Consider the following 24145-nt stretch of genomic DNA (forward strand, 5'->3'; position numbering starts at 1 on the left):
TATGCAGTTCGCATGAAGCTTGTGCAGGGCCTTGAGCTAGCTGCTCAAGTTTGAAGCGACCACTGCCATCGCCCGGCGGTTAGCCGGGCAGGGCAGAAGCTTTGCGTAGAACGCCTGTATTAGTACAGGCGAACGGCGCGGCGCTGTTCGCGCTGAACTTTCTTGGCGTGACGCTTAACAGCAGCAGCTGCCTTGCGCTTACGCTCTGCGGTCGGCTTCTCGTAAAACTCGCGGCTACGAACTTCAGCCAGTACACCGGCTTTTTCGCAGGAGCGCTTGAAACGACGCAGAGCTACGTCGAAGGGTTCGTTCTCTTTAACTTTGACGGCTGGCATCCAGGGCTACCTTAATTCATTACCGGGGTAGACGTGCTCCTGGCAAAACAAAGGTGTGCTGGAGAACGTCGGTTTTCAAGGGTTGCGGATGTTAACCCTTAGCAAGCCGGAATGCAAAGCCTCTGATCGAAAACCGCTGGTCGGCATCCGACACGGGGACTATCATGCGCGGCTTCGAATTCAGCCCCCACAAGGGACGAACCCATGCTAGTACTGGGATTGGAAACATCCTGCGACGAAACTGGCGTCGCATTATACGACAGTGAACGCGGTTTGTTGGCCGACGCACTGTTCAGCCAGATCGACCTGCACCGCGTGTTCGGCGGCGTGGTGCCCGAGCTTGCCTCGCGTGACCACGTAAAGCGCATGCTGCCGCTCATCCGCCAGGTGCTGGACGAGGCTGGCTGCGTCGCCACCGAGATCGACGCCATCGCCTATACCGCGGGCCCTGGCCTGGTCGGCGCCTTGCTGGTGGGTGCTTCCTGCGCCCAGGCGCTGGCCTTTGCCTGGGACATCCCGGCCATCGGCGTGCACCACATGGAAGGCCACTTGCTGGCGCCCATGCTGGAAGAAAACCCACCGGAGTTTCCGTTCGTCGCTTTGTTGGTTTCCGGTGGCCATACCCAGCTGGTTCGGGTTGATGGCATCGGCCAGTACGAGCTGCTGGGCGAGAGCCTGGACGACGCCGCCGGCGAAGCGTTCGACAAGACTGCCAAGCTGATAGGCCTGAATTACCCCGGCGGCCCGGAAATCGCGCGCCTGGCGGAGCAGGGCGTGCCTGGCCGCTTCGTGTTCCCGCGGCCGATGACCGATCGTCCGGGCCTTGAGTTCAGCTTCAGTGGTCTCAAGACTTTCGCCCTCAACACCTGGCAGCAATGCAAGGAAGCTGGCGACGACGGTGAGCAAACCCGTTGCGACGTGTCCCTGGCATTCCAGCAGGCGGTGGTGGAAACTTTGACCATCAAGTGCAAGCGTGCCCTCAAGCAGACGGGGCTCAAGCGCCTGGTCATTGCTGGCGGCGTGAGTGCCAACAAGGCGCTGCGTGCCTCGCTGGAGGATATGCTGGCCGGTATGAAGGGCAATGTTTACTACGCGCGTCCACAGTTCTGCACCGACAACGGCGCGATGATCGCCTACGCCGGCTGCCAGCGGCTGTTGGCCGGGCAGCAGCAGGACCTGGCGATCAGCGTGCAGGCACGTTGGCCAATGGAGCAGTTGCCGCCGGTGTGAAGGCCTGCTGGCTTGTCAGAAGTGCCTTTCGCGCCCGGCAAACAAGTCGCGCAGATTATTGCGGTGTCGCCACACGATCATCACCGTCAGCACGCTGATCGGCAGGAGTGCCTCGGGCTCGCGCCAGGCCAGCAATGGCAAGGTCAGCGGGGTGGCGATCAGCGCCGCCAGCGAGCTGGTGCGGGTGAGGTAGAAGGTCAGCAGCCAGGCGCCGATGGCCAGTAGCGCGGCCGGGAAGTACAGGCCCATGAGCATGCCGGCAGCAGTCGCCACGCCCTTGCCGCCGCGGAAGCAGAAGTACAGCGGGAACAGGTGGCCCAGCACCGCGCACACGCCAACCCAGGCCTGCGCCTGCAGGTCCAGCCCGGCAAGGCGGGCTAGCAATATCGGCAACAGGCCCTTGCACAGGTCGCCAAGCAGGGTCAGGATCGCCAGTTTGCGGCCTGCCAGGCGTAGCATGTTGGTGGCGCCGGCATTGCCTGAGCCGCTGGAACGCGGGTCCGGGCTGCCCGAAAGGCGGCTGAGGACAATGGCGAAGGACAGCGAGCCGAGCAGGTAGGCGAGTAACGCCAGTAACCAAAACATGCTAACTATTCCGGGCGAGGACGCCCTGATTCTAACGGCGCCAGTCGCCCTTGTCGTGCTGTGGAGAGAAGTGCTTGGACAGAGTGTTCATCGAAGGCCTGGAAGTCGATACCGTCATCGGTGCCTATGACTGGGAGCGGGATATTCGCCAGTGCTTGCGCCTGGACTTGAGCTTCGCCTGGGACAACCGCCCGGCCGCGGCCGGCGACGACCTGAACCTGGCGCTGGACTACGCCAGTGTGTCGGCGCGCATCCAGGCGTTTGCCGAGCAGGCCCGTTTCGAGCTGGTGGAAACCTTCGCCGAGCGTCTGGTGGCTGCTTTGATGGAAGAGTTCCACATCCCATGGGTGCGGCTGAAGCTGACCAAGCCGGGTGCGGTGCCGGCGGCCCGTGGTGGTGTTGGCGTGGAGATCGAGCGCGGATGTCTCTGAGCACGGTTTACCTTGGCCTTGGCAGCAATATCGACCGTGAGGCGCATTTGTGCGCCGGGCTCGATGCGTTGGCCGACATCCTGACCGGCATGCGTTGTTCGCCGGCTTTCGAAAGCCAGGCGGTGGGGATCAAGAGCGGGCCGTTCATCAATTTCGTGGTGACCGGGCAAACCGCGCTGCCGCTGATCGAACTGGACCGCCGGCTGAAGTTCATCGAGGCTGACAACGGCCGCTATGCGCCAGACCGCAAGGGGCTGCCGCTGGATATCGACGTGCTGATGTATGACGATTTGCACGGCACCTTCGATGGGCTGGTACTGCCCCGGGCCGAGATCCTGAAGAATGCCTTTGTGCTGTGGCCGCTGTCGCTGCTGGCACCCGAGCTGGTGCATCCGGGGGCGGGCAGGAGCATGGCGCAGTTGTGGCAAGAAGCACAGATCGACCAGGTGCTTGCCCCGGTTGCGTTTGAGTGGCGTGGGTTGCAGCTGACTCCAGCATAAGCCTGTACCGGCCCTTTCGCGGCTCAAGCCGCTCCCACAGGGATTGCACAGCACTTGGCATTGGCGCAGTGCCTGTGGGAGCGGCTTTAGCCGCGAAGAGGCCGGAATGTCTAACCTTGCTGGTAAGCCTCAAGCGCTTTCAGCCGCTCAGCTTTGAGCGCTTCGCCCAGCGCCTGGCCAGTCAGCCCGGCCTGCACCAGCGGCTTCACATCCACCGCCCGCGCCGCCGTCGCTGCGCATCGCAAATACTCGGCCTGTGGATAACCCGACTTGTCATCACCCAGCGCCGCCATCTCGCAGGCAACAATGAAATCCTCGAAGCGCTGCGGCCGCCGGTACACATCGAACTTCTGCAGCAGGCCCAGCAGCGCCGTGGCAGGCAGCTCCAGCGACTGACTGGCCTGCACCAGGCACTCCCCTGTCAGCAGCGCCAGTTCCTGGCATTCCCGCGGCGCCTTGAGGCGCTGGTTGACGGCTTTGATCGAGGCAGGGGCCAGCGGGTGCAGCAGGCAGGCCCAGCGTACGTGCAGGGGCTGTTCGTGCGCCGCCGCTTGCTCCAGCGCAGCCAGGGCCTGGGAATCGTCTTCAAGCTCAGGCAGCAGCTCCTGCAGGGCACCGCAAGCACGCAGCACCTCGAAGAATACCTGTGGTCGCGCTTCCATCAGTGCCCGCTCGATTTCCTTCCAGCTGCGCTCGGCGGTCAGTGCCTGCAACTCGCCCGAGGCACTGATCTGGCGCATCAGTGCCAGGGTCTCGTCGGCAACCCGGAAACCCAGTGGTGCATACCGGGCAGCAAAGCGCGCAACGCGCAGTACGCGCAGGGGATCTTCGGCGAATGCCGGGGAAACATGGCGTAACAGGCGCTTATCCAGATCGTCTTTGCCATGGTAAGGGTCGTACACCGTGCCCGCTTCGTCCTCGGCCATCGCATTGATGGTGAGGTCACGGCGGATCAGGTCTTCTTCCAGGGTTACGTCCGGGCTGGCGTGAAAGGTGAAGCCGCCGTAGCCGCGCCCGCTCTTGCGCTCGGTGCGTGCCAGGGCGTATTCCTCGCCTGTTTTCGGGTGCAGGAAGACCGGGAAATCGGCACCGACCGGCCGATAGCCCTTGGCGTGCATTTCTTCGACTGTGGCGCCAACCACCAGCCAGTCGATATCGCTGACGGGGCGGCCGAGCAGGCGGTCGCGCACGGCGCCGCCGACTTTGTAGATGTGCATGTGCAGCTCTCCATAACTGCCGACAGGATAACCCGTCGGCAGCCACAGGGTTGCACTAGAGGTGGTGGATGACAGCCAGGTCCATGCGCCCGTAATCAGCGCTTTCGCCATGCTCACCGCGTGGTGGCATGTGGTGGGTCTTCATCACTTGCTCGCCTTGAACGGTCTCCAGGTGGATATCGAAGCCCCACAGGCGGTGCAGGTGCTTGAGCACTTCATCGGTCGAGTCGCCCAGCGGTTTACGGTTGTGTTGTTGGTGGCGCAGGGTCAGCGAGCGGTCGCCGCGGCGGTCGACGCTCCAGATCTGCACGTTAGGTTCACGGTTGCCCAGGTTGTACTGTGCCGCCAGCTGTTCGCGGATGATCCGGTAACCGGCTTCGTCATGGATGGCGGGTACCAGCAGGTCGTCACGCTGGTCATCATCGAGGATGCTGAACAGCTTGAGGTCGCGCATCACCTTGGGCGACAGATACTGCAGGATGAAACTCTCGTCCTTGAAGCTGCTCATGGCGAACTTGATGGTAGAAAGCCAGTCGCTGCCGGCAATTTCGGGGAACCAGTGGCGATCTTCCTCGGTCGGGTTTTCGCACATGCGCCGGATGTCGGTGTACATTGCAAAGCCCAGCGCGTAGGGGTTGATGCCGCTGTAGTACGGGCTGTCGTAGCCGGGTTGGAACACCACGCTGGTGTGTGACTGCAAAAACTCCATCATGAAGCCTTCGGTGATCAGCCCTTCGTCGTACAGGTCGTTCATCAGCGTGTAGTGCCAGAACGTTGCCCAGCCTTCGTTCATCACCTGGGTCTGGCGTTGCGGGTAGAAGTACTGGGCGATCTTGCGCACGATGCGCACCACTTCGCGCTGCCAGGGTTCAAGCAGCGGGGCATTCTTCTCGATGAAATACAGGATGTTTTCCTGCGGTTCGGCGGGGTAGCGCCCATCATCGCGGTCGTTACCCTTTTCTGCACTTTTCGGAATGGTCCGCCAAAGGTCGTTGATCTGCCGCTGCAGGTGCTCTTCGCGTTCCTGTTGCCGGCGCCGCTCCTCTTCGGCAGAGATTGGGTAAGGGCGCTTGTAGCGGTCGACACCGTAGTTCATCAGGGCATGGCAGGAGTCGATCAGGTCTTCCACGGCATCGATGCCATGGCGCTCTTCGCAGCGTGCGATGTACTGCTTGGCGAACACCAGGTAGTCGATGATCGAGCTGGCGTCGGTCCAGGTGCGGAACAGGTAGTTGCCCTTGAAGAAACTGTTGTGGCCGTAGCAGGCGTGGGCGATCACCAGTGCCTGCATGCACATGGTGTTTTCTTCCATCAGGTAGGCGATGCACGGGTCGGAGTTGATCACGATCTCGTAGGCCAGGCCCATCTGGCCGCGGCTGTACGACTTTTCGGTGCTGAGGAACTGTTTGCCGTAGGACCAGTGGTGGTAGCCCAGCGGCATGCCGACGGAGGCGTAGGCGTCCATCATCTGCTCGGCAGTGATCACCTCGATCTGGTTGGGGTAGGTGTCCAGGGCGTAACGCTCGGCCAGCCGACTGATTTCCCGGTCGTAGGCCTGGATCAGTTCGAACGTCCACTCGGACCCGGTGGAAATAGGTTGGCGTCTCTGTGCTCTGGCGGTCATGTGGCTAACCTGCGCTGGAAGAGTTCACGGAAGACCGGGTAGATGTCGCCGGCCGATACCAACTGCTGCTGGGCGAACGTGTCGGGGAAGCCTTCGCCGATGCGCTCGTATTCATACCACAGCGCCTGATGCTCACGGGGGGTGATTTCCACGTAAGTGTAGTACTGCACATGCGGCATGATCTGCTTGGACAGGATTTCGCGGCAGATCGGTGAGTCGTCGTTCCAGTTGTCGCCGTCGGAGGCCTGGGCGGCGTAGATGTTCCAGTCGCTGGCCGGGTAGCGCTCGGCCATGATCTCCTGCATCAGCTTGAGCGCACTGGAGACGATAGTGCCGCCGGTTTCCCGCGAGTAGAAGAATTCTTCCTCGTCGACTTCACGGGCGCTGGTGTGGTGGCGGATGAACACCACCTCGATGCGGTCATAGTTACGCTTGAGGAACAGGTACAGCAGGATGAAGAAGCGCTTGGCGATGTCCTTGGTAGCCTGGGTCATCGAGCCAGACACGTCCATCAGGCAGAACATCACCGCCTTGGAGCTGGGGTTGGGCTGCTTGACCAGCAAGTTGTACTTGAGGTCGAAAGTGTCGAGGAAGGGCAGGCGGTTGATGCGTGCCTTCAGGCGTTCGATTTCCTGCTCGACTTCCTGGATATCGGTGAAGTTGTCCGGCTCTTCGACCCGCAGGCGGTCGAGTTCCTTTTGTGCTTCGCGCAGCAGCGCGCGGCTGCTGCCGGTCAGGGCGATACGCCGGGCGTGGGCCGAGCGCAGGGTGCGCACGATGTTGATGCGTGACGGGTTGCCTTCGTTGGCGATACCGGCGCGCACGGTCTTGAAGGTGTCGGCCCCGGTCAGGTGACGTTTGACCAGGTTGGGCAGTTCGAGGTCTTCGAACATGAATTCAAGGAACTCTTCCTGGGTGATCTGGAAGACGAACTCGTCCATGCCCTCGCCGGAATTGCCGGCCTTGCCACGGCCGCCGCCGCCCCCTCCGCCTTGCGGCCTGGGGATGTGTTCGCCAGCTGTGAATTCCTTGTTGCCAGGGTGCACGATGGTCTGTTTGCCCCCACGACCATGGTGCAGCACCGGCTCGTCGATGTCGCGCCCCGGAATACTGATCTGTTCGCCATGTTCCATGTCCATGATGGAACGGCGACTCACCGCCTCTTCGACGGCTTTCTTGATGTGCTCACGGTAGCGCCGCAGAAAACGCTGGCGGTTGACCGTGCTCTTGTTCTTGCCGTTCAGGCGTCGGTCTATAACGTAGCTCATGGTCCCTCCGGTAGCTGGGAGCAGCTGCAAGCCACAAGCTTCAAGCTGCAAGAAAGAGCAGCCACCGCTGCTGCAAGCTGCAGCGCCGGGCTTGCGCTCGGCGCTGGGCGGCTTGGAGCTTGCGGCTTGTAGCTTGCCGCTTTATTGCGATTTCCTGACCCGCAGGTACCATTCCGACAGCAGGCGCACCTGTTTGTCGGTATAACCACGCTCCACCATCCGGGTGACGAAGTCGTTGTGTTTCTTCTGATCCTCTTTGCTGGCCTTGGCGTTGAAGCTGATGACTGGCAGCAGGTCTTCGGTGTTGGAGAACATTTTCTTCTCGATCACTACCCGCAGCTTTTCATAGCTCAGCCAGCTTGGATTCTTGCCGTTGTTGTTGGCGCGTGCACGCAGTACGAAGTTGACGATCTCGTTGCGGAAGTCTTTCGGGTTGCTGATGCCCGCCGGTTTCTCGATCTTCTCCAGCTCTTCGTTGAGGGCGATGCGGTTGAGGATCTCGCCGGTTTCCGGATCGCGGTATTCCTGGTCCTGGATCCAGAAGTCGGCATACAGCACATAGCGGTCGAAGATGTTTTGCCCGTATTCGCTGTAGGACTCCAGGTAGGCGGTCTGGATTTCCTTGCCGATGAACTCGATGTAGCGCGGTGCCAGGTATTCCTTCAGGTAGCGCAGGTAGCGCTCGCGTACTTCGGCCGGGAACTGTTCCTGTTCGATTTGTTGCTCCAGTACATACAGCAGGTGCACCGGGTTCGCCGCAATTTCATGTGGGTCGAAGTTGAAGACCTTGGACAGGATCTTGAAGGCGAAGCGCGTTGAAAGGCCGTTCATGCCCTCGTCGACACCGGCGGAGTCGCGGTATTCCTGGATCGACTTGGCCTTTGGATCGGTATCCTTGAGGTTTTCCCCGTCGTAAACGCGCATCTTCGAGTAGATGTTGGAGTTTTCTGGCTCCTTGAGGCGTGAAAGCACAGTGAACTGCGCCAGCATCTTGAGTGTGTCTGGCGCGCAATGGGCCTTGGACAGCGAACTGTTGACCAGCAACTTGTCGTAGATCTTGATCTCGTCGCTGACGCGCAGGCAATACGGCACCTTGACGATGTAGATCCGGTCGATGAACGCTTCGTTGTTCTTATTGTTACGGAAGGTATGCCACTCCGATTCGTTGGAGTGGGCCAGCAGGATACCGGTATAGGGAATCGCCCCAAGGCCCTCGGTACTGTTGTAGTTGCCTTCCTGGGTGGCGGTGAGCAAGGGGTGCAGGACCTTGATCGGCGCCTTGAACATTTCGACGAATTCCATCAGGCCCTGGTTGGCCCGGCACAGCGCGCCCGAGTAGCTGTAAGCGTCGGCGTCGTTCTGTGGGTATTCTTCGAGTTTGCGGATATCGACCTTGCCGACCAGGGCAGAGATGTCCTGGTTGTTCTCATCGCCGGGTTCGGTCTTGGCAATGGCGACCTGGTTAAGGATCGAAGGGTAGAGTTTCACCACCTTGAACTTGGAGATATCCCCGCCAAACTCTTGCAGGCGCTTGGTGGCCCAGGGCGACATGATGGTGTTCAGGTAGCGCCGTGGGATACCGAACTCTTCCTCGAGAATAGCCCCATCTTCGGTGGCGTTGAACAAGCCCAAGGGCGACTCGAATACCGGTGAGCCTTTGATGGCGTAGAACGGTACCTTTTCCATCAGCTGCTTGAGTTTTTCGGCCAGCGACGACTTGCCGCCGCCCACCGGGCCCAGCAGATAGAGGATCTGTTTCTTCTCTTCCAGGCCTTGGGCGGCGTGGCGGAAGTACGACACGATCTGGTCGATGCACTCTTCCATGCCATGGAAGTCGGCAAAGGCCGGATAGCGGCGGATAACCTTGTTGGAGAAGATGCGCGACAGCCTGGAGTTGGTAGAGGTGTCGATCAGCTCTGGCTCACCGATGGCCAGCAACAGCCGTTCGGCCGCCGATGCGTAGGCACTGCGATCCTCTTTGCACAGCTCGAGGTACTCCTGCAGCGAGAGTTCTTCCTGGCGCGTAGACTCGAAACGTTGTTGGAAGTGGCTAAAAATACTCATGACGTCACCTCGCTCGATACGTGGAGACGACGCCGGATCAGTCAGCTGATGCTGGCATGCAACCGGGTTCGCCGATTGCTGTATACCCCCCAGAACACCCTGTAACGCTACCGATGACCCGCACGCCGGTGTACCGGCTCTCCCCTTTTTTGGATGGCCTGAGCTTAAGCGTAGTTGGTTATCTGCAAGGTCAAGGGGCGAGGTAGGCAGAAGTTACGAACGACCGTTCGTCTGATAAGCCGCAAGCCCGCATGGGGCGCGGGCTGCAGGAAAAATGAAAAAATTATTCGGCAGTGCCTTGGGCGGTCTCGGCCGGGTAGGTGGCGCGCCACAGCTCAAAGCCGCCGTCGACGCTGTATACGTCCGAGAAGCCCTGGCCGACCAGGTAGGCGGCAGCGCTCTGGCTGGAGTTGCCGTGGTAGCACACCACCAGGGTCGGGGCATCGAGGTCGGCATTGCGGATGAACTCGGCAACCGAATGGTTATCCAGATGTTTGGCACCGGTGATGTGGCCGGCGGCAAAGGCCTGCGGGTCGCGAATGTCGACGACTACCGCACCTTGCGCGCGCAGGGCCAGGGCCTGTTCGGGAGGGATGCGCTTGAATTCGCTCATGGGTACGGCTCTCTTCAGGGTTGATCGTTCAGTGTAGTGGGTTGTGCCGGTGCGCGGATGGTGCCGTCGTCGGCGCAGTCACAGCGGTGGTACTCGCCGCTGTCGACGTTGTACAGGGTCATGGCGCCGCCCCATACGCAGCCGGTGTCCAGGGCGATTACGCCAGGTTCGTCGACCTCACCTTGCAGCGCGGCCCAGTGGCCGAAGATGATTTTCACGTGGCGCGAGCGGCGGTCCTTGTGCGCGTACCAGGCCTTGTAGCCTTTGGGCGCGCTACCCAGGCCTTCCTTGCTCTTGAGGTCGAGCTTGCCCTCGGCGGTGCAGAAGCGCATGCGGGTGAAGTAGTTGGTGATGACCCGCAGGCGTTCGATGCCGGCGAGGTTCTTGCTCCACTTGTTCGGCTCATTGCCGTACATGCCGTCGAGGTAAAGCTGCAGGCGGCCATCGTCACGCAGTACTTCCTCGACTTCGGCGGCCAGCTCCAGGGCTTTGCCCAGGGTCCATTGTGGTGGAATGCCGGCGTGAACCAGGGCGATGCCACGGGGCTCATCGTAATGCAGCAGCTTTTGCTGGCGCAGCCAGTCGAACAGTTGGTCGGCGTCCGGCGCTTCGATGATCTCGCGCAGGGTGTCGCTTTTCTTCAGGCGCTCGACGTTGTGCCAGGCAGCCAGCAGGTGCAGGTCATGGTTGCCCAGCACGCAGACCAGCGACTGGCGCATGGCGTAGAGGAAACGCAGGGTTTCCAGCGACTCGGGGCCGCGGTTGACCAGGTCGCCAACCAGCCACAGGCGGTCGACGGCCGGGTTGAAGCTGACGCGATCGAGCAGGCACTTGAGTGGCTGCAGGCAGCCCTGCAGGTCACCGATGGCGTAGGTAGCCATCAGTGCAGCGCCCCTGGCACCGCCAGGCGGAACGGGGCGATCTCGGCGTCGAAGCGTTTACCGTCTTCGGCGAACATCTGGTAGCTGCCCTGCATGGTGCCCACGCGGGTGCTGATGACCGCGCCGCTGCTGTAGGTGTGGCTTTGGCCAGGGTCGATGTTGGGTTGCTGGCCAACCACGCCAGCGCCGCGCACTTCCTCCACCTCGCCGTCACCGTTGGTGATCAGCCAGTGGCGCGACATCAACTTCGCCTTGAGCGAGCCGTTGTTCTGCACGGTAATGGTGTAGGCGAAAGCGAAACGACTGTTTTCGGGGTCGGATTGTTCTTTGAGGTAACGGGTCACGACGCTGACGTCGATCTGATAGCGGGGATCGGACATGCAAAGGCCTTGGGCGAACTGACGCAATAATGCAGTCTAGGCCATTGGCAGGGGGGAGGGCCAGCGGTGTAAGGCTTGTGGTCTTTGTTGTGAGCGCCGGCCTCTTCGCGGGTAAACCCGCTCCCACAGGAGTCGCACACGGCTTGAAATGTGTGCAGCCATTGTGGGAGCGGGTTCACCCGCGAAGAGGCCGGTACAGGCGAAATCAGGCTTGCTGGTCTGCCAACTGGTCGGCCAGGCGCACGAAGGCGGCCAGGTCCAGCTGCTCCGGACGCAGGCTGCCGTCCACGCCCGCTGCCTCGATGGCCGCGCTGTCGAGCAGGCCCTTCATGGTGTTGCGCAGGGTCTTGCGGCGCTGGTTGAACGCCTCGCGTACCACCTGCTCCAGCAGTTTTGCATCCTTGGCCGGGTGTGGCAGCACTTCGTGTGGCACCAGGCGAACGATGGCCGAGTCCACTTTCGGCGGCGGGTTGAACGCGCCCGGGCCAACGTTGAACAGGTGTTCGACCCGGCAGTGGTACTGCACCATGATCGACAAACGCCCCCAGTCGCCACCCCCAGGGCCGGCGGCCATACGCTCGACCACTTCCTTCTGCAGCATGAAGTGCATGTCGCGGATCAGCCCGGCATGGCTGAGCAGGTGGAAGATCAGCGGGGTGGAGATGTTGTAGGGCAGGTTGCCCACCACCTTGAGGCTGCGCGGTGGCACGCCCAGCTGGTTGAAGTCGAACTTCAGGGCGTCGCCCTGGTGCAGGCGGAAGTTGCTGCGGTCAGCGAACTTGTGCTGCAGGATCGGCACCAGGTCCTTGTCCAGTTCCACCACGTCCAGCTGTGCGCCACTGCCCAGCAGGCCTTCGGTGAGGGCGCCCTGGCCCGGGCCGATTTCCAGCAGGTGTTCGCCGGCCTTGGCATTGATGGCACGCAGGATGCGGTCGATGATGCCGGCGTCGTGCAGGAAGTTCTGGCCGAAGCGCTTGCGTGCCCGGTGTTGGTATTGCTCGTTCATGGTCGGTTCTCGGCCATCTGGTAGGCGGTTTCCAGCGCGACGCGCAGGCTGCCGGTGTCGACCTTGCCGCTACCGGCCAGGTCCAGGGCGGTGCCGTGGTCAACCGACGTGCGGATGATCGGCAGGCCCAGGGTCACGTTCACTGCAGCGCCAAAGCCTTTGTACTTGAGTACGGGCAGGCCCTGGTCGTGGTACATCGCCAGCACCGCGTCGCAGTGCTCCAGATATTTGGGGGTAAACAGGGTATCGGCCGGCAGTGGCCCGCGCAGGTCCATGCCTTCGCTGCGCAGGCGGGCCAGGGTCGGCTCGATGATGTCGATTTCCTCGCGGCCCAGGTGGCCGCCTTCACCCGCGTGCGGGTTGAGGCCGCACACCAGGATGCGCGGGTTGGCAATGCCGAACTTGTCGCGCAAGTCGGCATGCAGGATACGGGTAACGCGCTCGACGCGCTCGGCAGTGATGGCGTCGGCAATTTCACGCAGCGGCAGGTGTGTGGTCACCAGGGCCACACGCAGGCCGTGGGTAGCCAGCATCATTACCACTTGCGCGGTGTGGGTCAGTTCGGCGAGGAATTCGGTATGCCCGGAGAAGGCGATACCGCTTTCGTTGATCACGCCCTTGTGCACAGGGGCGGTAATCATGCCGGCGAAATGCCCGTCGAGGCAGCCTTGCCCGGCACGGGTCAGGGTTTCCAGCACGAACGCCGCGTTGGCTTTGTCGAGCTGGCCTGGCACTACCGGGGCCGCCAGGGGGGTATCCCAGACGTACAGGCTACCCGCTGCTGCTGGCTGCTCGGGCCATTGGCCCGGCGCTACCGGCAGCAGCTTGACGGCCAGCCCCAGCTGCGTGGCCCGCTCGGCGAGCAGGTCACGGCTGGTGATGGCGATCAGGGGGTGAGGCTGGGCGTCTGCGGCAAGCAGCAGGCACAGGTCGGGGCCTATGCCGGCTGGCTCGCCGGGGGTGACGGCGAAGCGCAGGGGCTTCACTGGGCGGCCTGGTCAGCGCCAGGCAGCTTGATTTCAACGTAGGCTTCGTCGCGGATCTGGCGCAGCCAGGTTTGCAGCTCTTCGTCGTACTTGCGGTTGCGCAACACGTTCAGGGCCTGCTGCTCACGCGCCTGCTCGGTGCTGTCGGTGGCACGGCGGCCCAGCACTTCCAGAACGTGCCAGCCGTACTGGGTCTTGAACGGCTTGGTTACTTCGCCTTGCTGGGCGTTGGCCATCTGTTCACGGAACTCCGGTACCAGGCTGTTCGGGTCTACCCAGTTGAGGTCGCCGCCGTTAAGCGCCGAACCCGGGTCTTCCGAGAAGCTCTTGGCCAGCTCGCCGAAGTCTTCGCCGTTCTTGATGCGATCATACAGGCGCTCGGCCAACTGCTCGGTGGCCGCTTCGCTGCGGATCTCGCTTGGCTTGATCAGGATGTGGCGCACGTGCACTTCGTCACGCAGCACGTTCTCGCTGCCACCACGCTTCTCCTCGAGTTTGAGGATGATGAAGCCGTTGGGGATGCGGATCGGCTGGGTGATTTCACCAATGGGCATGCTGCTGAGCATCTTGGCGAAGTCAGGTGGCAGCTGGGCGGCTTTACGCCAGCCCATTTCGCCGCCTTCCAGGGCGTTTTCGCTGGCCGAGTTGGCAATCGCCATCTGGCCAAAGTCAGCGCCTTGCTTGAGCTGCTGGTAGACATCGCCGACCTTGCGCGCAGCCTTCTGGATGTCGTCCGAGTTGGCCGCTTCCGGGGTTGGGATGAGGATGTTGGCCAGGCGGTACTCTTCCGACATCTGCATCTTGCCCATGTCCGAGTTGAGGAAGTTTTTCACTTCCTGCTCGGACACCTGGATGCGCTCGGCCACGCGGCGCTGGCGCACGCGGCTGATGATCATCTCGCGCTTGACCTGCTCGCGGGCGTCGTCGAACGACAGGCCATCGTGGGCCAGTGCGGCGCGGAACTGGTCCAGCGACATGCCATTGCGCTGGGCAATGGTGCCGATGGCCTGGTTCAACTCTTCGTCGGTGATGCGGATGCCGGAGCGCTCGCCGATCTGCAGCTGCAGGTTCTCGACGATCAGGCGTTCCAGCACCTGCTGTTCCAAGGCACCAGTTGGCGGCACGCCGCCGCCGCGCTTGGCGATGGTTTGCTGTACTTCGTGGACACGCTGGTCCAACTGGCTTTGCATGACCACGTCGTTATCGACAATGGCCACCACCCGATCAATAGGTTGCACCGCGGCATGCACCGCGCCACTCAGCAAAGCGGCGCCCAGCAACACTGGGCGCAGACGATCAATAAGCTTGGTCTTCACGTTCACGGTAACCTTGAATGCCTTGGTCGAGGAAAGATTCGACCTTGTTGCCAACTACGCCACCGAGGCCTTTCAGGACGATCTGAAGGAAGATGCCGTGGTCGCCTTTTTCGTTCGCCGGGAGGGCTTGGCTGAAGTCGTCGTAATCGATCCAGTAACGGTTGATCAGGCGTAGCTTCCAGCAGCAGTTGTCGTATTCGAAACCGCCCATGGCTTCCAGGGTGCGGTTACGGTTGTAGTCATGCTGCCAGCGCGCGATAACGTTCCATTGTGGAACGACCGGCCAGATGACCGAGAAATCATGCTGCTGGATCTTGTAGTAGTCCTTGATGTAGTTCGGGCTACCCGGGGTGCCGTAGTCGCCACCGCCCACTTTCCACTGACCCGTTGTGGAGTCATAGGAAATGGTGTCGTTACGGTAGCGATAACCGAGGTTGACGATCTTGTTCGGGTTGTCTTCAGGCTGGTAGTGGAACATCGCGCTGCCCGAACGGGTGCTGCGGCTGTCCGGGTCCCAGTTGAAGTCCGAATTGAAGCGCCAGTCGCGGTTGAAGTAGTAGTTGTACAGCAGCGCGTACGGCGATACGTCGGATTGCGCGTCGCTGCGAGTGCGGTAATCGATACCCGGCAGTTGGACTTTGCGATCCTTGAAGTAGTACGCCTGACCGATGCTGAAGTTCTGGCGCTCGAAGCCGTTGTCTTCGATCCAGCGGGTAGTCACGCCCAGCGACAGCTTGTTCTCGTCGCCGATGCGGTCGGTGCCGCTGAAGCGGTTGTCGCGGAACAGCGAGTCGTAGCTGAACAGGGTTTCACCCGTGTCGAACAGCGGGATGTCCACCTGGTCCTTGTACGGAACATAAAGATAGAACAGGCGCGGCTCAAGGGTTTGCTTGTAGTTCGTGCCGAACAGGGATGTGTTGCGGTCGAAATACAGGCCACTGTCGACGCTGAAGATTGGAACGTCGCGGTCCTGGTTGCTCTTGAAGTCGCCGTAGAGGGCGGTTCTGCCAGGGTTATCGATCAGGTCCTGCTTGCCCTTGCTGTCCAGGTCAAGGTCATAGTGCGTGTACATGTACTTCAGCTTCGGCGTGATAAAGCCGTAGCTGGCTTGCATGGGCAGGCTGATGGAAGGGGCGACGTTCAGGCGCGTACCGTTGGCACGGGCAACACCAAAGATGTTTTCGTCGAGACGTCGGCCTGGAACCCCTGCACTACTGTCCGGGTTGCCATCTTCGTCGAGAACGAAGTCGTTTTTCAGGTCACGGTCAAAGCGTACCGCTTCTGTCTCGTAGCCCAGGTTCAGCCCACCCGGTTTGAACGGCAGCGTACCGTTGAAGGTAACCTGTGGCAGGCGATCATACGGCGTGATCTGCGAGATGGTGGCCATCTCGTAGGCATGTACGTTCAAGCGCGCGGTGTAGCTGTCGCCACGGTAGGTTAGCGCACCCTGCTGGTTCAGCAGGTCGCGGCTTTCCACGCCGATCTGGTCGGACTCCAGGTCCTGGAAGTAGAACGGGTCGCTGATATCGGTGTAGTCCACCTCGGCCATCAGGCGCTCGTCGAGCCCGCCCTTGTGCTGCCAGTTGGTCATCCAGCGCTGTTCTTTGTAGTCAGTCTGCTCTTTGCGGTCGTCGTTCTTGTCGTTGAGGTACGCGGCACCGAACTGGCCTTCGCTCGAAGGCGTCAGGTAGCGGAACTCGCCTTCCATCAGCAGGCCGCGCTTGGCCATGTAACGCGGGTACAACGTGGCGTCGTAGTTGGGCGCCAGGTTGAAGTAGTACGGCGTGACCAGCATGAAGCCGGTATCGCTGCTGGAGCTGAACGATGGCGGCAGGAAGCCGGACTGGCGACGGTCGTCGATCGGGAAGTAGATGTACGGTGTGTAGAACACCGGGAAATCCTTGACCCGCAGCGTAACGTTGGTCGCGGTACCGAAACCGGTGGCCGGGTTCAGGGTGATGTTGTTGCCCTTCAGCTGCCAGGCGTTGCTGCCCGGTTCGCAGGTGGTGTACGTACCGTCCTTGAGGCGGATGATGGCGTTTTCGCCACGCTTGGCGTACAGGGCGTTGCCGCGGATGTGCGACTTGTGCATCACGTATTCGGCGTTGTCGACCTGGGCTTCGCCCGTGTCGAGCTGGATCTGTGCCTCGTCACCCACTACCAGCGAGCCGTTGTCACGGATCTTGACGTTGCCCTTGAGCTCGCCACGGTTCTCGGCCTGGTAGAGGTTGGCCTCGTCGGCTTCGGCCTGCATGCTGCCCTGGCGCATCACCACGTCACCGGCGAGGGTAGCGATCTGCTGCTCCTGTTGGTACTTGGATACCTTGGCGTTGATGTAGGTCGGCGACTCGTCTTTCGGCGTGGTGTCGGCCATGCCTGGGCGGGTTGGCTCGATGTACGCACCGCCGCAGTACGGGCCGGTTTCGGCCAGCTGCGCGGCGGTGAGCTTTTCACGCGGGACCCAGTCCAGGTGGCTGTAGTCTTCGCTGCGCGACTTCAGGCCACGGCCCTTGGCCTCGGTAACCAGCATCGGCTGGTCCGCGGTTTCGGCTTCGCTCGCGGCTTCGGTACCGGAACTGACGGCTGCACCCTCGTGCACCGGGCGCGGCGGCAGGTTGTTGACTGGGGCCTTGGGCTTGCAGTCCCAACCGCCGGCGGCGGACACTTGGCAGTCGAACTGTTCGGCTGCCACCACGTACGACGTGGCCAGAGGTTGCAGGGCCAGCAGACCGCCGGTTACCAGCAACGGAAACTTTCTACGAAACGCGGGGGATTTCAATGCCATCTTATTAGTCCGGGCTTCCTGCGTGCCATCTGCCCGCGTGTGGGGCCGCACGCCTCTCGATGGTCTGAAAAAGATGCTGGATAATAAAGCATGACCCGCTTGACGGCTAGGGCCGTCGGAGACCCTTGTAATGCCTGAACACGATGTACGCCTGCAACAACTGATGGTCTGGCTCGCTGAGCAGCTCAATGATCTTTTCCTGGAAAACGCCTGGGGCGAAGTGCCGGCAGGCAGCCTGACCGCGGCCAGCAGCGATGCCAGCTTCCGCCGTTATTTCCGCTGGCAGGGCGCCGGCCACAGCTTCGTGATCATGGATGCACCGCCCCCGCAGGAGAACTGCCGACCATTCGTCGCCATCGACCACCTGCTGGCCAGCGCCGACGTGCATGTGCCACTGATCCACGCCCAGGACCTGGAACGCGGCTTCCTGCTGCTGGGTGACCTGGGCCATCAGACATACCTTGATATCATTAATGCCGACAACGCTGACGGCCTGTTCGCCGACGCCATCGACGCGCTGCTGAAGTTCCAGCGCCTGCCGATGGACGCCCGGTTGCCCAACTACGACGACGCCCTGCTGCGCCGCGAGGTCGAACTGTTCCCCGAGTGGTATGTAGGGCGAGAACTTGGCCTGGCCTTCAGCGATAGCCAGAAAGCCACCTGGCAGCGCGTCAGCCAGCTGCTGATCGACAGCGCCCTGGCCCAGCCCAAGGTGCTGGTGCACCGCGACTACATGCCGCGCAACCTGATGCAGAGCACCCCCAACCCTGGCGTGCTGGACTTCCAGGATGCGGTGTACGGCCCGGTCACCTACGACATCACCTGCCTGTTCAAGGACGCCTTCCTCAGCTGGCCGCAGGCGCGGGTCGAAGGCTGGTTGCGCGACTACTGGCAGAAGGCGCAGGCGGCCGGCATCCCGGTGCAGCCTGATTTCGAAGCCTTCCAGCGCGCCAGCGACCTGATGGGCGTGCAGCGCCACCTGAAGGTGATCGGCATCTTCGCCCGTATCTGCCACCGTGACGGCAAACCTCGCTACCTGGGCGACGTGCCGCGCTTCTTCGCCTATATAGAAGAAGTGATCAGCCGCAGGCCCGAATTGGCGGAGCTGGGTGAGCTGATTGCCGAGTTGCAGGCCGGAGCGCGTGCATGAAGGCAATGATCCTGGCAGCGGGCAAAGGCGAGCGCATGCGCCCGCTGACCCTGCACACCCCCAAACCGTTGGTCCCGGTCGCTGGCCAACCGCTGATCGAGTACCACTTGCGTGCCCTGGCGGCAGCGGGCGTTACCGAGGTGGTGATCAACCACGCCTGGCTCGGCCAGCAGATCGAGGACCACCTGGGCGATGGCAGCCGCTTCGGCCTGAGCATCCGCTATTCACCTGAAGGTGAGCCGCTGGAGACCGGTGGCGGTATCTTCAAGGCCTTGCCATTGCTGGGTGATGCGCCGTTCCTGCTGGTTAACGGCGATGTCTGGACCGACTATGACTTCGCACGCCTGCAGGCCCCCCTGCAAGGCCTGGCTCACCTGGTACTGGTCGACAACCCTGGCCATCACGGCCGCGGTGACTTCCGCCTGGTGGGCGGCCAGGTGGTCGATGGTGACGACGCGCCAGGCACGCTGACCTTCAGTGGCCTTTCGGTACTGCACCCGGCGCTGTTCGAAGGTTGCCAGGCCGGTGCCTTCAAGCTGGCACCGCTGCTGCGCCAGGCCATGGCGGCCGGCAAGGTCAGTGGCGAGCACTACCGTGGCCACTGGGTGGATGTTGGCACGCTCGAGCGCTTGGCCGAGGCCGAGCGTTTGCTTGGCGAGCGCGCCTGACATGTGGTGGCCAGGCACGCTGATTGGTGTGGGTGCCGGCTTTGCCGTGGCCAGCATTCCGGGCGCTTTGCTCGGTGCATTGCTTGGGCAAGCCATGGACCGCCGTCTGCGCTTGGAAGGCTGGGAAGACATGCGCGAACGCCTGGGTGGTCGCCCGGCCTTGGGTGACGACGAGTTGCTGTTCGTGATGCTCGGGCGCCTGGCCAAGTGTGATGGCCGGGTGGCCGAGCAGCATATCCAGCAGGCGCGTCAGGAAATGGTGCGCCTGGACTTGGCCGAGGCGGCCCGGCTGCGTGCGATCAATGCGTTCAACCGCGGCAAGGCGGGCAAGGACCGGCTTGGCGGGCACCTGCGGCGTATTCGCCAGCAGCCGCATGCGGCGGAAGGCACCTTGCGTGCCTGTTGGCGCATGGTCTGGGCTGACGGCAAGATGGGTAACAAGGAGCGAGAGCTGCTGCTGGACTGGGGGCAGAAACTGGGCATGAGCCGGCGCCAGGTGCAGGCCATGTCGCTGGAGTACGAACCGCGCAAGGCCGCGGGGGCGCGAGACGTGCCCATGACCTATGCGGCGGCGTTGCGGCTGCTGGCGGTCGAGGCGGACACCGATGGCGACAAGGTCAAGCAGGCGTATCGGCGACTGGTCAGCCGGCACCACCCGGACAAGCTGGCGGGCACGGGGGCCAGCGAGGCGCAGCTGCGTGAAGCGACCGAGCGCACCCGCGAGTTGCACCAGGCCTATGCCATGATCCGCAAGCGGCGGGGCATGTAGCGCCTCATCGCCGGCAAGCCAGCTCCCACAGGTAATGTACAGGTCCATAACACTGTGGGGCCCCTGTGGGAGCTGGCTTGCCGGCGATAGGGCCGTCATGATAAACCTTACCCTTGAGGGCTCATCCACCCCCGCACCCGGCGGAACAACTGCTCCTGTTCGGCCGCCTTGTTCCCCGGCATGGCAATCAGCGACAACTGCCGGTACTGGCTGTCCTTCTGCCGTTTGCTGGCCTGCAGGCGTTGCTCGGCTGCGTTGCGGTCGCCGCTGCGGGTGGCGTAGTAGATGTCGGCTGTCGGCACCTTCAAGGTCGGCGCCAGGCTTTCCAGGTCATGTTCCACCCGCGCCGGTGTCTGCGCGGCCACCATCACCAGTTTTTGCACCTGCGGTGGCTGTTTCTCGCTCAGGTAGCGCGCCGCCCAATACGCACCGCTGCCATGGCCGATCAGCACGATGCTGCGAGCGTTGTGCTGCTGGGCAAAGGCCACTGCGGCATCCAGGCGGGCGAAAATGCGCTCGGCATCGGCCGGGTCGGTCTGTTCGCTGGCCTGTTCGGCGTCGGTACTTTCCGCAGTGTCGGCATCGGCCGCAGTGGCTTGGGCGACGTTGGCATTGGCATCGGCCGGTACGCCCTTGGCCGGTGCGCTTTCGCCCTTGTCCTTCTCCGGCTCGGCAGCTGGCTTGGCCTCGACCCGCGCCTGCGGGCTGTCGGCGAGCAGGTCGGGCAGGCTGATGCTCAGGCTGTGCCAGCCGATATCAGGGAACTTCTGCCGCAGCGGGCCGACGGCATTTGGCCAGTCGGCCGTTTCGCCGGCACCGGGGACGATGATGACCGCCCCTTGCGGGTCGCTGTCGTTGGCCGGCTTCCACAGGGCCAGGAAGCTGTCGGCACCGGCCTGCAGGGTCTGCTGCTCGGCCTTGGGCACCAGCCGTTCGAGTGCCTGGGCATCTTCCTGGCTACGTTCCAGTAGCGGCGGGCGCGGGGCTTGGGCTTGGGCTGCAGGTGCTGCGGTGGTGGTGGGTGGTTGTTCGGCATCGGCGGCCAGGGCGCCGAGTGGAAGGATCGAGGCCAGGCAGCACATTGCCAGCGTCGTGCGATAAAGTGTGGACATGAGTCAACCCGGGGCCAGAATGATACCGGCAGCCTAATGGTATTTGCCCGTGACGGCCATGCTGCATGGCCGCGTTTGCCAAGACGAGCGTCTAGATGAAGCGAGTGTGTCGCCTGTTGGTTATCGGCTGCTTGTGGCTGCCCTTGATTGCATTGGCCCGGCCTGAGGCGGTGCCCTCTGTGGTGCTGGAACCTGCGCAGCAGCAGTGGCTGGATACCCATCGCAGCCTGCGCGTCGGCCTGGTGCTGCAGGCACCCTACGCTCAGTTCGACCGGCGCTTGCAGCAGCTTTACGGGGCCAACGTAGAGCTGGTGAACAGCCTGGCGCAGGTGCTACGGCTGGACCTTACCTGGCGCAATTTTGCCGACCAGGCCAGCCTGGAACATGCCCTGCAGGCAGGGGAAATCGACTTCGCCCCCGGCCTGACCCAGACGCCGGCCAGCCTGCGCCTGTGGTTGTTCAGCGACCCGTACATGCGCGTGCCGCAGCTGGTGGTGGGGCCGCGCACCGGCGCCATGGCGGTGGAGCTGGAGAAGCTCGAAGCCGAGCAGCGAGTGGCGGTGCGCATGCCCAGCCAGCTGGCCGACTACCTTCGCGGCAACTATGGCAACCTCAACCTGCAGGGGGTGCCAAACGAGCGCGAAGCCCTGCAACTGGTGGTGGCTGGCCAGGCCAGTTTCGCGGTGCTGGATGAAGCGCAGCTCAGCCGCCTGTCACGCGAGAGCGAGTTCGGTGAGTTGGCGGTGGTCGGCGATATCGGCCTGCCGCAGCTGCTGCGCATTGGCTCGCGGCGCGACTGGCCGCAGCTGGCCGATGTGCTTGAGCGTGGCTTGCAGGCGCTGCCGGCCAAGGAGCTGGAGCAACTGCACCAGCGCTGGTTGCAGCCTAAATACCCACGCCTTAGCGAGTCGCCCGGCTTCTGGCAGAACCTCGCCTTGCTGTTCGGCATGCTGTTGTTGTGCGCCCTGGCCACCCTGGTGTGGCAGCGTCGGCAGCAGCGCCAGCTGGAGCGCAGCCTGCTGGCCACGCGGGAAAGCCTAGTGGAGCGGCAAGTGCGTGAAGAGGCGCTGCGCCTGAGCCAGTTCGCCATCGACCAGAGCACGGTGGGCATCCTGTGGGTCAACTGGGACAGCCATGTGCGCTACGCCAACCACGCCGCCGAGCGCATGTTGGGTTACGCCGAAGGCGCGTTGCTGGAGCGGCCGCTGAGCGACTTCGAGCCCAGCCTGAGCATGGACCGCTGGCTGGAACTGTGGAAGGGCGCGCGCACCGGGGCGGGTGGTGTCGGCCAGTTCGAAACCCAGTGCCAGCGGGCCGACCACAGCCTGCTGCCGGTGGAACTGTCGCTGAGTTTTCTGCGTTTTCGTGATTCCGAATACCTGGTGGTCTACCTCGCCGATGTCACCGAGCGCCACCGCGCCCTGGCGGCCCTGCGCGAAAGCGAGGCGCGGCTCAAGGGCATAGCTGGCAATGTGCCGGGGCTGGTGTTCCGCCTGGAGCGCGACCCGGCCGAGGGCGACCTTGAGTTCCCCTACATCAGCGAGGGTAGCGAGGCCTTGGTGGGCTATGCGCCCAGTGAAATCCAGCACCCGCAGATGGGCCTGCGCAACCTTGTACACCCCGAGGACCGCGCCGACTACCACCGCGTGCAGGACCTGGCCCTGGCCAGCGACCAGGACTGGTCCTGGCAGGGGCGCATCCTTACCCGCCAGGGCGAACAGCGCTGGGCCGACATCAAGGCCAGTACCCGACGCCTGGGCAATGGCCAGGTAGTGTGGGACGGCGTGGTGTGGGATATCACCCAGGGCAAGCGGGCCGAACTGGCACTGGCGAAATCCCAGGAGCAGCTGCGCGAACTGTCGGCCCACCTGGAAAGCGTGCGTGAAGAAGAAAAGGCCCGTATTGCCCGGGAGGTGCACGACGAGCTGGGGCAGATGCTGACCGTGCTCAAGCTGGAGGTGTCGATGTGCGAGCTGGCCTTTGCCGAGCTGGACCCGGGCCTGAACGAACGCCTGGCCAGCATGAAGCGGCTGATTGCCCAGTTGTTCCAGCTTGTGCGCGACGTGGCCACCGCCTTGCGCCCGCCGATTCTCGATGCCGGAATTGCCTCGGCCATCGAGTGGCAGGCGCGGCGCTTCGAGGCGCGCACGCAAATCCCCTGCCTGGTACAAGTACCGGAAAATCTGCCAGCATTGAGCGATGCCAAGGCCACTGGGTTGTTTCGTATCCTGCAGGAAGCGCTGACCAACGTGATGCGCCACGCCCAGGCGCATAGCGTGGAGATCGAACTGGTGCGCGAGGACGGGCAATTGCGCATGACCGTCAGCGATGACGGCCAGGGTTTTTGCCGTGAGCAGACCCGGCCTACGTCATTTGGTCTGGTGGGGGTGCGTGAGCGGGTGCTGATGCTGGGTGGCAGCATGGCGCTGGACAGTCAACCGGGCGAGGGCACCAGCCTGAGCGTGGCCATTCCGTTGGAGTAGGAGAGCGAGCGTGATTCGAGTGCTGGTGGCCGAAGACCACACCATTGTCCGTGAAGGCATCAAGCAGTTGATTGGCCTGGCCAAGGACATGCAGGTGGCGGGGGAGGCCGGTAATGGCGAGCAGTTGCTGGAAACCCTGCGCCACACGCCCTGCGAGGTGGTGCTGCTGGATATCTCGATGCCGGGCGTGAATGGCCTGGAGGCGATCCCGCGGATCCGTGCGCTGCATGATGCGCCGGCGATCCTGATGTTATCGATGCACGATGAAGCGCAGATGGCGGCGCGGGCGCTGAAGGCCGGGGCGGCGGGCTATGCCACTAAGGACAGTGACCCGGCACTGTTGCTGACCGCCATTCGCCGGGTGGCCGCGGGCGGGCGCTACATCGACCCGGCGCTGGCCGACCGCATGGTGTTCGAAGTGGGCCTGACCGAGTCCCGGCCATTGCACACGCTGCTGTCGGAGCGGGAGTTTTCGGTGTTCGAGCGCCTGGCGCAGGGCGCCAATGTCAACGACATCGCCCAGCAGTTGGCGCTGTCGAGCAAGACCATCAGCACCCACAAGGCGCGGCTGATGCAGAAGCTGAAGGTGAACTCGCTGGCGGAGTTGGTGAAGTACGCCATGGAGCACAAGCTGGTCTGATTGCGACATGCACTTCCCGCCGCGTGTAATGCGTTTCCTGTGGGAGCGGGTTCACCCGCGAAAGGGCCAGGCCTGCCATGTGCGGTGCCTGGACCGGTCTCT

22 protein-coding genes are annotated in these 24145 nt (G+C 62.8%); 8 read left to right on the forward strand and 14 right to left on the reverse strand.

Annotated elements, in window-relative coordinates:
* Positions 1–119: 119 nt before the first annotated feature.
* Positions 120–335: a 30S ribosomal protein S21 gene (rpsU, locus tag ABE456_RS09705; protein ID WP_003255575.1), complete on the reverse strand. Its 216-nt coding sequence runs from the start codon at positions 333–335 to the stop codon at positions 120–122.
* 204 nt (positions 336–539) lie between these two features.
* Here rpsU and tsaD point away from each other — a divergent pair, with 204 nt between their 5' ends.
* Entirely contained in the window at positions 540–1565 is a 1026-nt protein-coding gene (gene tsaD, locus ABE456_RS09710; RefSeq protein WP_346643706.1) for a tRNA (adenosine(37)-N6)-threonylcarbamoyltransferase complex transferase subunit TsaD, read from the forward strand.
* A 15-nt stretch (positions 1566–1580) separates the two neighbouring features.
* On the opposite strand, the gene plsY is transcribed toward tsaD, so the two are convergent.
* Positions 1581–2150 carry a glycerol-3-phosphate 1-O-acyltransferase PlsY gene (gene plsY / locus ABE456_RS09715; RefSeq protein ID WP_346643707.1) on the reverse strand — a complete coding sequence of 190 codons (570 nt, stop codon included), beginning with the start codon at positions 2148–2150 and terminating at the stop codon, positions 1581–1583.
* Positions 2151–2224: 74 nt separating this feature from the next.
* Here plsY and folB point away from each other — a divergent pair, with 74 nt between their 5' ends.
* On the forward strand, positions 2225–2581 hold the full coding sequence (folB, locus tag ABE456_RS09720) for a dihydroneopterin aldolase (protein WP_009682799.1): 357 nt from the start codon (positions 2225–2227) through the stop codon (positions 2579–2581).
* Positions 2572–3081, forward strand: coding sequence for a 2-amino-4-hydroxy-6-hydroxymethyldihydropteridine diphosphokinase (folK, locus tag ABE456_RS09725; protein ID WP_346643708.1), 510 nt, complete (start codon positions 2572–2574; stop codon positions 3079–3081). Before folB ends, folK begins: the two co-directional genes overlap by 10 nt.
* 110 nt (positions 3082–3191) lie before the next feature.
* Here folK and ABE456_RS09730 read toward each other — a convergent pair whose 3' ends face one another.
* The 11 genes from ABE456_RS09730 to ABE456_RS09780 form a co-directional block, all read right to left on the reverse strand.
* Positions 3192–4298 (reverse strand): multifunctional CCA tRNA nucleotidyl transferase/2'3'-cyclic phosphodiesterase/2'nucleotidase/phosphatase, encoded by a 1107-nt coding sequence (locus ABE456_RS09730; RefSeq protein ID WP_346643709.1) that lies wholly within the window; start codon positions 4296–4298, stop codon positions 3192–3194.
* A gap of 55 nt (positions 4299–4353) precedes the next feature.
* Positions 4354–5922, reverse strand: coding sequence for a SpoVR family protein (locus ABE456_RS09735; protein ID WP_346643710.1), 1569 nt, complete (start codon positions 5920–5922; stop codon positions 4354–4356).
* A complete protein-coding gene (locus tag ABE456_RS09740; protein WP_056805533.1) occupies positions 5919–7190 on the reverse strand; it encodes a YeaH/YhbH family protein in 1272 nt (423 codons plus the stop codon). Before ABE456_RS09740 ends, ABE456_RS09735 begins: the two co-directional genes overlap by 4 nt.
* Before the next feature lie 141 nt (positions 7191–7331).
* The gene (locus tag ABE456_RS09745; protein WP_060499069.1) at positions 7332–9254 is read right to left on the reverse strand and encodes a PrkA family serine protein kinase; all 1923 of its coding nucleotides are present in this window, start codon (positions 9252–9254) and stop codon (positions 7332–7334) included.
* 283 nt (positions 9255–9537) lie between these two features.
* Positions 9538–9867: a thiosulfate sulfurtransferase GlpE gene (gene glpE / locus ABE456_RS09750; protein WP_025337456.1), complete on the reverse strand. Its 330-nt coding sequence runs from the start codon at positions 9865–9867 to the stop codon at positions 9538–9540.
* A gap of 14 nt (positions 9868–9881) precedes the next feature.
* Positions 9882–10748 carry a symmetrical bis(5'-nucleosyl)-tetraphosphatase gene (locus tag ABE456_RS09755; protein ID WP_346643711.1) on the reverse strand — a complete coding sequence of 289 codons (867 nt, stop codon included), beginning with the start codon at positions 10746–10748 and terminating at the stop codon, positions 9882–9884.
* On the reverse strand, positions 10748–11128 hold the full coding sequence (gene apaG / locus ABE456_RS09760; RefSeq protein WP_346643712.1) for a Co2+/Mg2+ efflux protein ApaG: 381 nt from the start codon (positions 11126–11128) through the stop codon (positions 10748–10750). Before apaG ends, ABE456_RS09755 begins: the two co-directional genes overlap by 1 nt.
* A 205-nt stretch (positions 11129–11333) precedes the next feature.
* Complete coding sequence (gene rsmA, locus ABE456_RS09765; protein WP_028699058.1) at positions 11334–12134, reverse strand: 16S rRNA (adenine(1518)-N(6)/adenine(1519)-N(6))-dimethyltransferase RsmA; 801 nt, start codon at positions 12132–12134, stop codon at positions 11334–11336.
* Positions 12131–13120, reverse strand: coding sequence for a 4-hydroxythreonine-4-phosphate dehydrogenase PdxA (gene pdxA, locus ABE456_RS09770; protein ID WP_346643713.1), 990 nt, complete (start codon positions 13118–13120; stop codon positions 12131–12133). Before pdxA ends, rsmA begins: the two co-directional genes overlap by 4 nt.
* Positions 13117–14442 (reverse strand): peptidylprolyl isomerase SurA, encoded by a 1326-nt coding sequence (gene surA, locus ABE456_RS09775; RefSeq protein ID WP_346643714.1) that lies wholly within the window; start codon positions 14440–14442, stop codon positions 13117–13119. The genes pdxA and surA overlap by 4 nt, the downstream gene beginning before the upstream one ends.
* Entirely contained in the window at positions 14417–17221 is a 2805-nt protein-coding gene (locus tag ABE456_RS09780; protein ID WP_346643715.1) for an LPS-assembly protein LptD, read from the reverse strand. Before ABE456_RS09780 ends, surA begins: the two co-directional genes overlap by 26 nt.
* 130 nt (positions 17222–17351) lie before the next feature.
* Between ABE456_RS09780 and ABE456_RS09785 the strand changes: the two genes are divergently transcribed.
* The 3 genes from ABE456_RS09785 to ABE456_RS09795 are packed head-to-tail and all read left to right on the forward strand — an operon-like array spanning position 17352 to position 19808.
* On the forward strand, positions 17352–18371 hold the full coding sequence (locus ABE456_RS09785; RefSeq protein ID WP_346643716.1) for a phosphotransferase: 1020 nt from the start codon (positions 17352–17354) through the stop codon (positions 18369–18371).
* Entirely contained in the window at positions 18368–19039 is a 672-nt protein-coding gene (gene murU / locus ABE456_RS09790) for an N-acetylmuramate alpha-1-phosphate uridylyltransferase MurU (RefSeq protein WP_346643717.1), read from the forward strand. The genes ABE456_RS09785 and murU overlap by 4 nt, the downstream gene beginning before the upstream one ends.
* Before the next feature lies 1 nt (position 19040).
* Positions 19041–19808 (forward strand): TerB family tellurite resistance protein, encoded by a 768-nt coding sequence (locus ABE456_RS09795; RefSeq protein WP_346643737.1) that lies wholly within the window; start codon positions 19041–19043, stop codon positions 19806–19808.
* Positions 19809–19915: 107 nt separating this feature from the next.
* On the opposite strand, the gene ABE456_RS09800 is transcribed toward ABE456_RS09795, so the two are convergent.
* On the reverse strand, positions 19916–20920 hold the full coding sequence (locus ABE456_RS09800) for an alpha/beta hydrolase family protein (protein ID WP_346643718.1): 1005 nt from the start codon (positions 20918–20920) through the stop codon (positions 19916–19918).
* A 95-nt stretch (positions 20921–21015) separates the two neighbouring features.
* Between ABE456_RS09800 and ABE456_RS09805 the strand changes: the two genes are divergently transcribed.
* Together ABE456_RS09805 and ABE456_RS09810 are read left to right on the forward strand one after the other, a co-directional pair.
* Positions 21016–23403 (forward strand): transporter substrate-binding domain-containing protein, encoded by a 2388-nt coding sequence (locus tag ABE456_RS09805; RefSeq protein ID WP_346643719.1) that lies wholly within the window; start codon positions 21016–21018, stop codon positions 23401–23403.
* A 10-nt stretch (positions 23404–23413) separates the two neighbouring features.
* Positions 23414–24043, forward strand: a complete 630-nt coding sequence (locus ABE456_RS09810; RefSeq protein ID WP_025337467.1) for a response regulator transcription factor — start codon at positions 23414–23416, stop codon at positions 24041–24043.
* Positions 24044–24145 lie beyond the last annotated feature (102 nt).

This window comes from Pseudomonas sp. TWI929 (assembly GCF_039673335.1).
GTDB lineage: Bacteria > Pseudomonadota > Gammaproteobacteria > Pseudomonadales > Pseudomonadaceae > Aquipseudomonas.

What these genes read in the sequence shown, in the direction of transcription:
- ABE456_RS09800 (WP_346643718.1), bottom strand. Translation starts at nt 20,920, where the DNA reads ATGTCCACACTTTATCGCACGACGCTGGCAATGTGCTGCCTGGCCTCG.
- ABE456_RS09755 (WP_346643711.1), bottom strand. Translation starts at nt 10,748, where the DNA reads ATGGCTACCTACGCCATCGGTGACCTGCAGGGCTGCCTGCAGCCACTC.
- ABE456_RS09805 (WP_346643719.1), top strand. Translation starts at nt 21,016, where the DNA reads ATGAAGCGAGTGTGTCGCCTGTTGGTTATCGGCTGCTTGTGGCTGCCC.
- ABE456_RS09785 (WP_346643716.1), top strand. Translation starts at nt 17,352, where the DNA reads ATGCCTGAACACGATGTACGCCTGCAACAACTGATGGTCTGGCTCGCT.
- rpsU (WP_003255575.1), bottom strand. Translation starts at nt 335, where the DNA reads ATGCCAGCCGTCAAAGTTAAAGAGAACGAACCCTTCGACGTAGCTCTG.
- rsmA (WP_028699058.1), bottom strand. Translation starts at nt 12,134, where the DNA reads ATGAACGAGCAATACCAACACCGGGCACGCAAGCGCTTCGGCCAGAAC.
- ABE456_RS09730 (WP_346643709.1), bottom strand. Translation starts at nt 4,298, where the DNA reads ATGCACATCTACAAAGTCGGCGGCGCCGTGCGCGACCGCCTGCTCGGC.
- folK (WP_346643708.1), top strand. Translation starts at nt 2,572, where the DNA reads ATGTCTCTGAGCACGGTTTACCTTGGCCTTGGCAGCAATATCGACCGT.
- plsY (WP_346643707.1), bottom strand. Translation starts at nt 2,150, where the DNA reads ATGTTTTGGTTACTGGCGTTACTCGCCTACCTGCTCGGCTCGCTGTCC.
- tsaD (WP_346643706.1), top strand. Translation starts at nt 540, where the DNA reads ATGCTAGTACTGGGATTGGAAACATCCTGCGACGAAACTGGCGTCGCA.
- apaG (WP_346643712.1), bottom strand. Translation starts at nt 11,128, where the DNA reads ATGTCCGATCCCCGCTATCAGATCGACGTCAGCGTCGTGACCCGTTAC.
- ABE456_RS09780 (WP_346643715.1), bottom strand. Translation starts at nt 17,221, where the DNA reads ATGGCATTGAAATCCCCCGCGTTTCGTAGAAAGTTTCCGTTGCTGGTA.
- ABE456_RS09745 (WP_060499069.1), bottom strand. Translation starts at nt 9,254, where the DNA reads ATGAGTATTTTTAGCCACTTCCAACAACGTTTCGAGTCTACGCGCCAG.
- ABE456_RS09740 (WP_056805533.1), bottom strand. Translation starts at nt 7,190, where the DNA reads ATGAGCTACGTTATAGACCGACGCCTGAACGGCAAGAACAAGAGCACG.
- ABE456_RS09795 (WP_346643737.1), top strand. Translation starts at nt 19,041, where the DNA reads ATGTGGTGGCCAGGCACGCTGATTGGTGTGGGTGCCGGCTTTGCCGTG.
- ABE456_RS09735 (WP_346643710.1), bottom strand. Translation starts at nt 5,922, where the DNA reads ATGACCGCCAGAGCACAGAGACGCCAACCTATTTCCACCGGGTCCGAG.
- glpE (WP_025337456.1), bottom strand. Translation starts at nt 9,867, where the DNA reads ATGAGCGAATTCAAGCGCATCCCTCCCGAACAGGCCCTGGCCCTGCGC.
- murU (WP_346643717.1), top strand. Translation starts at nt 18,368, where the DNA reads ATGAAGGCAATGATCCTGGCAGCGGGCAAAGGCGAGCGCATGCGCCCG.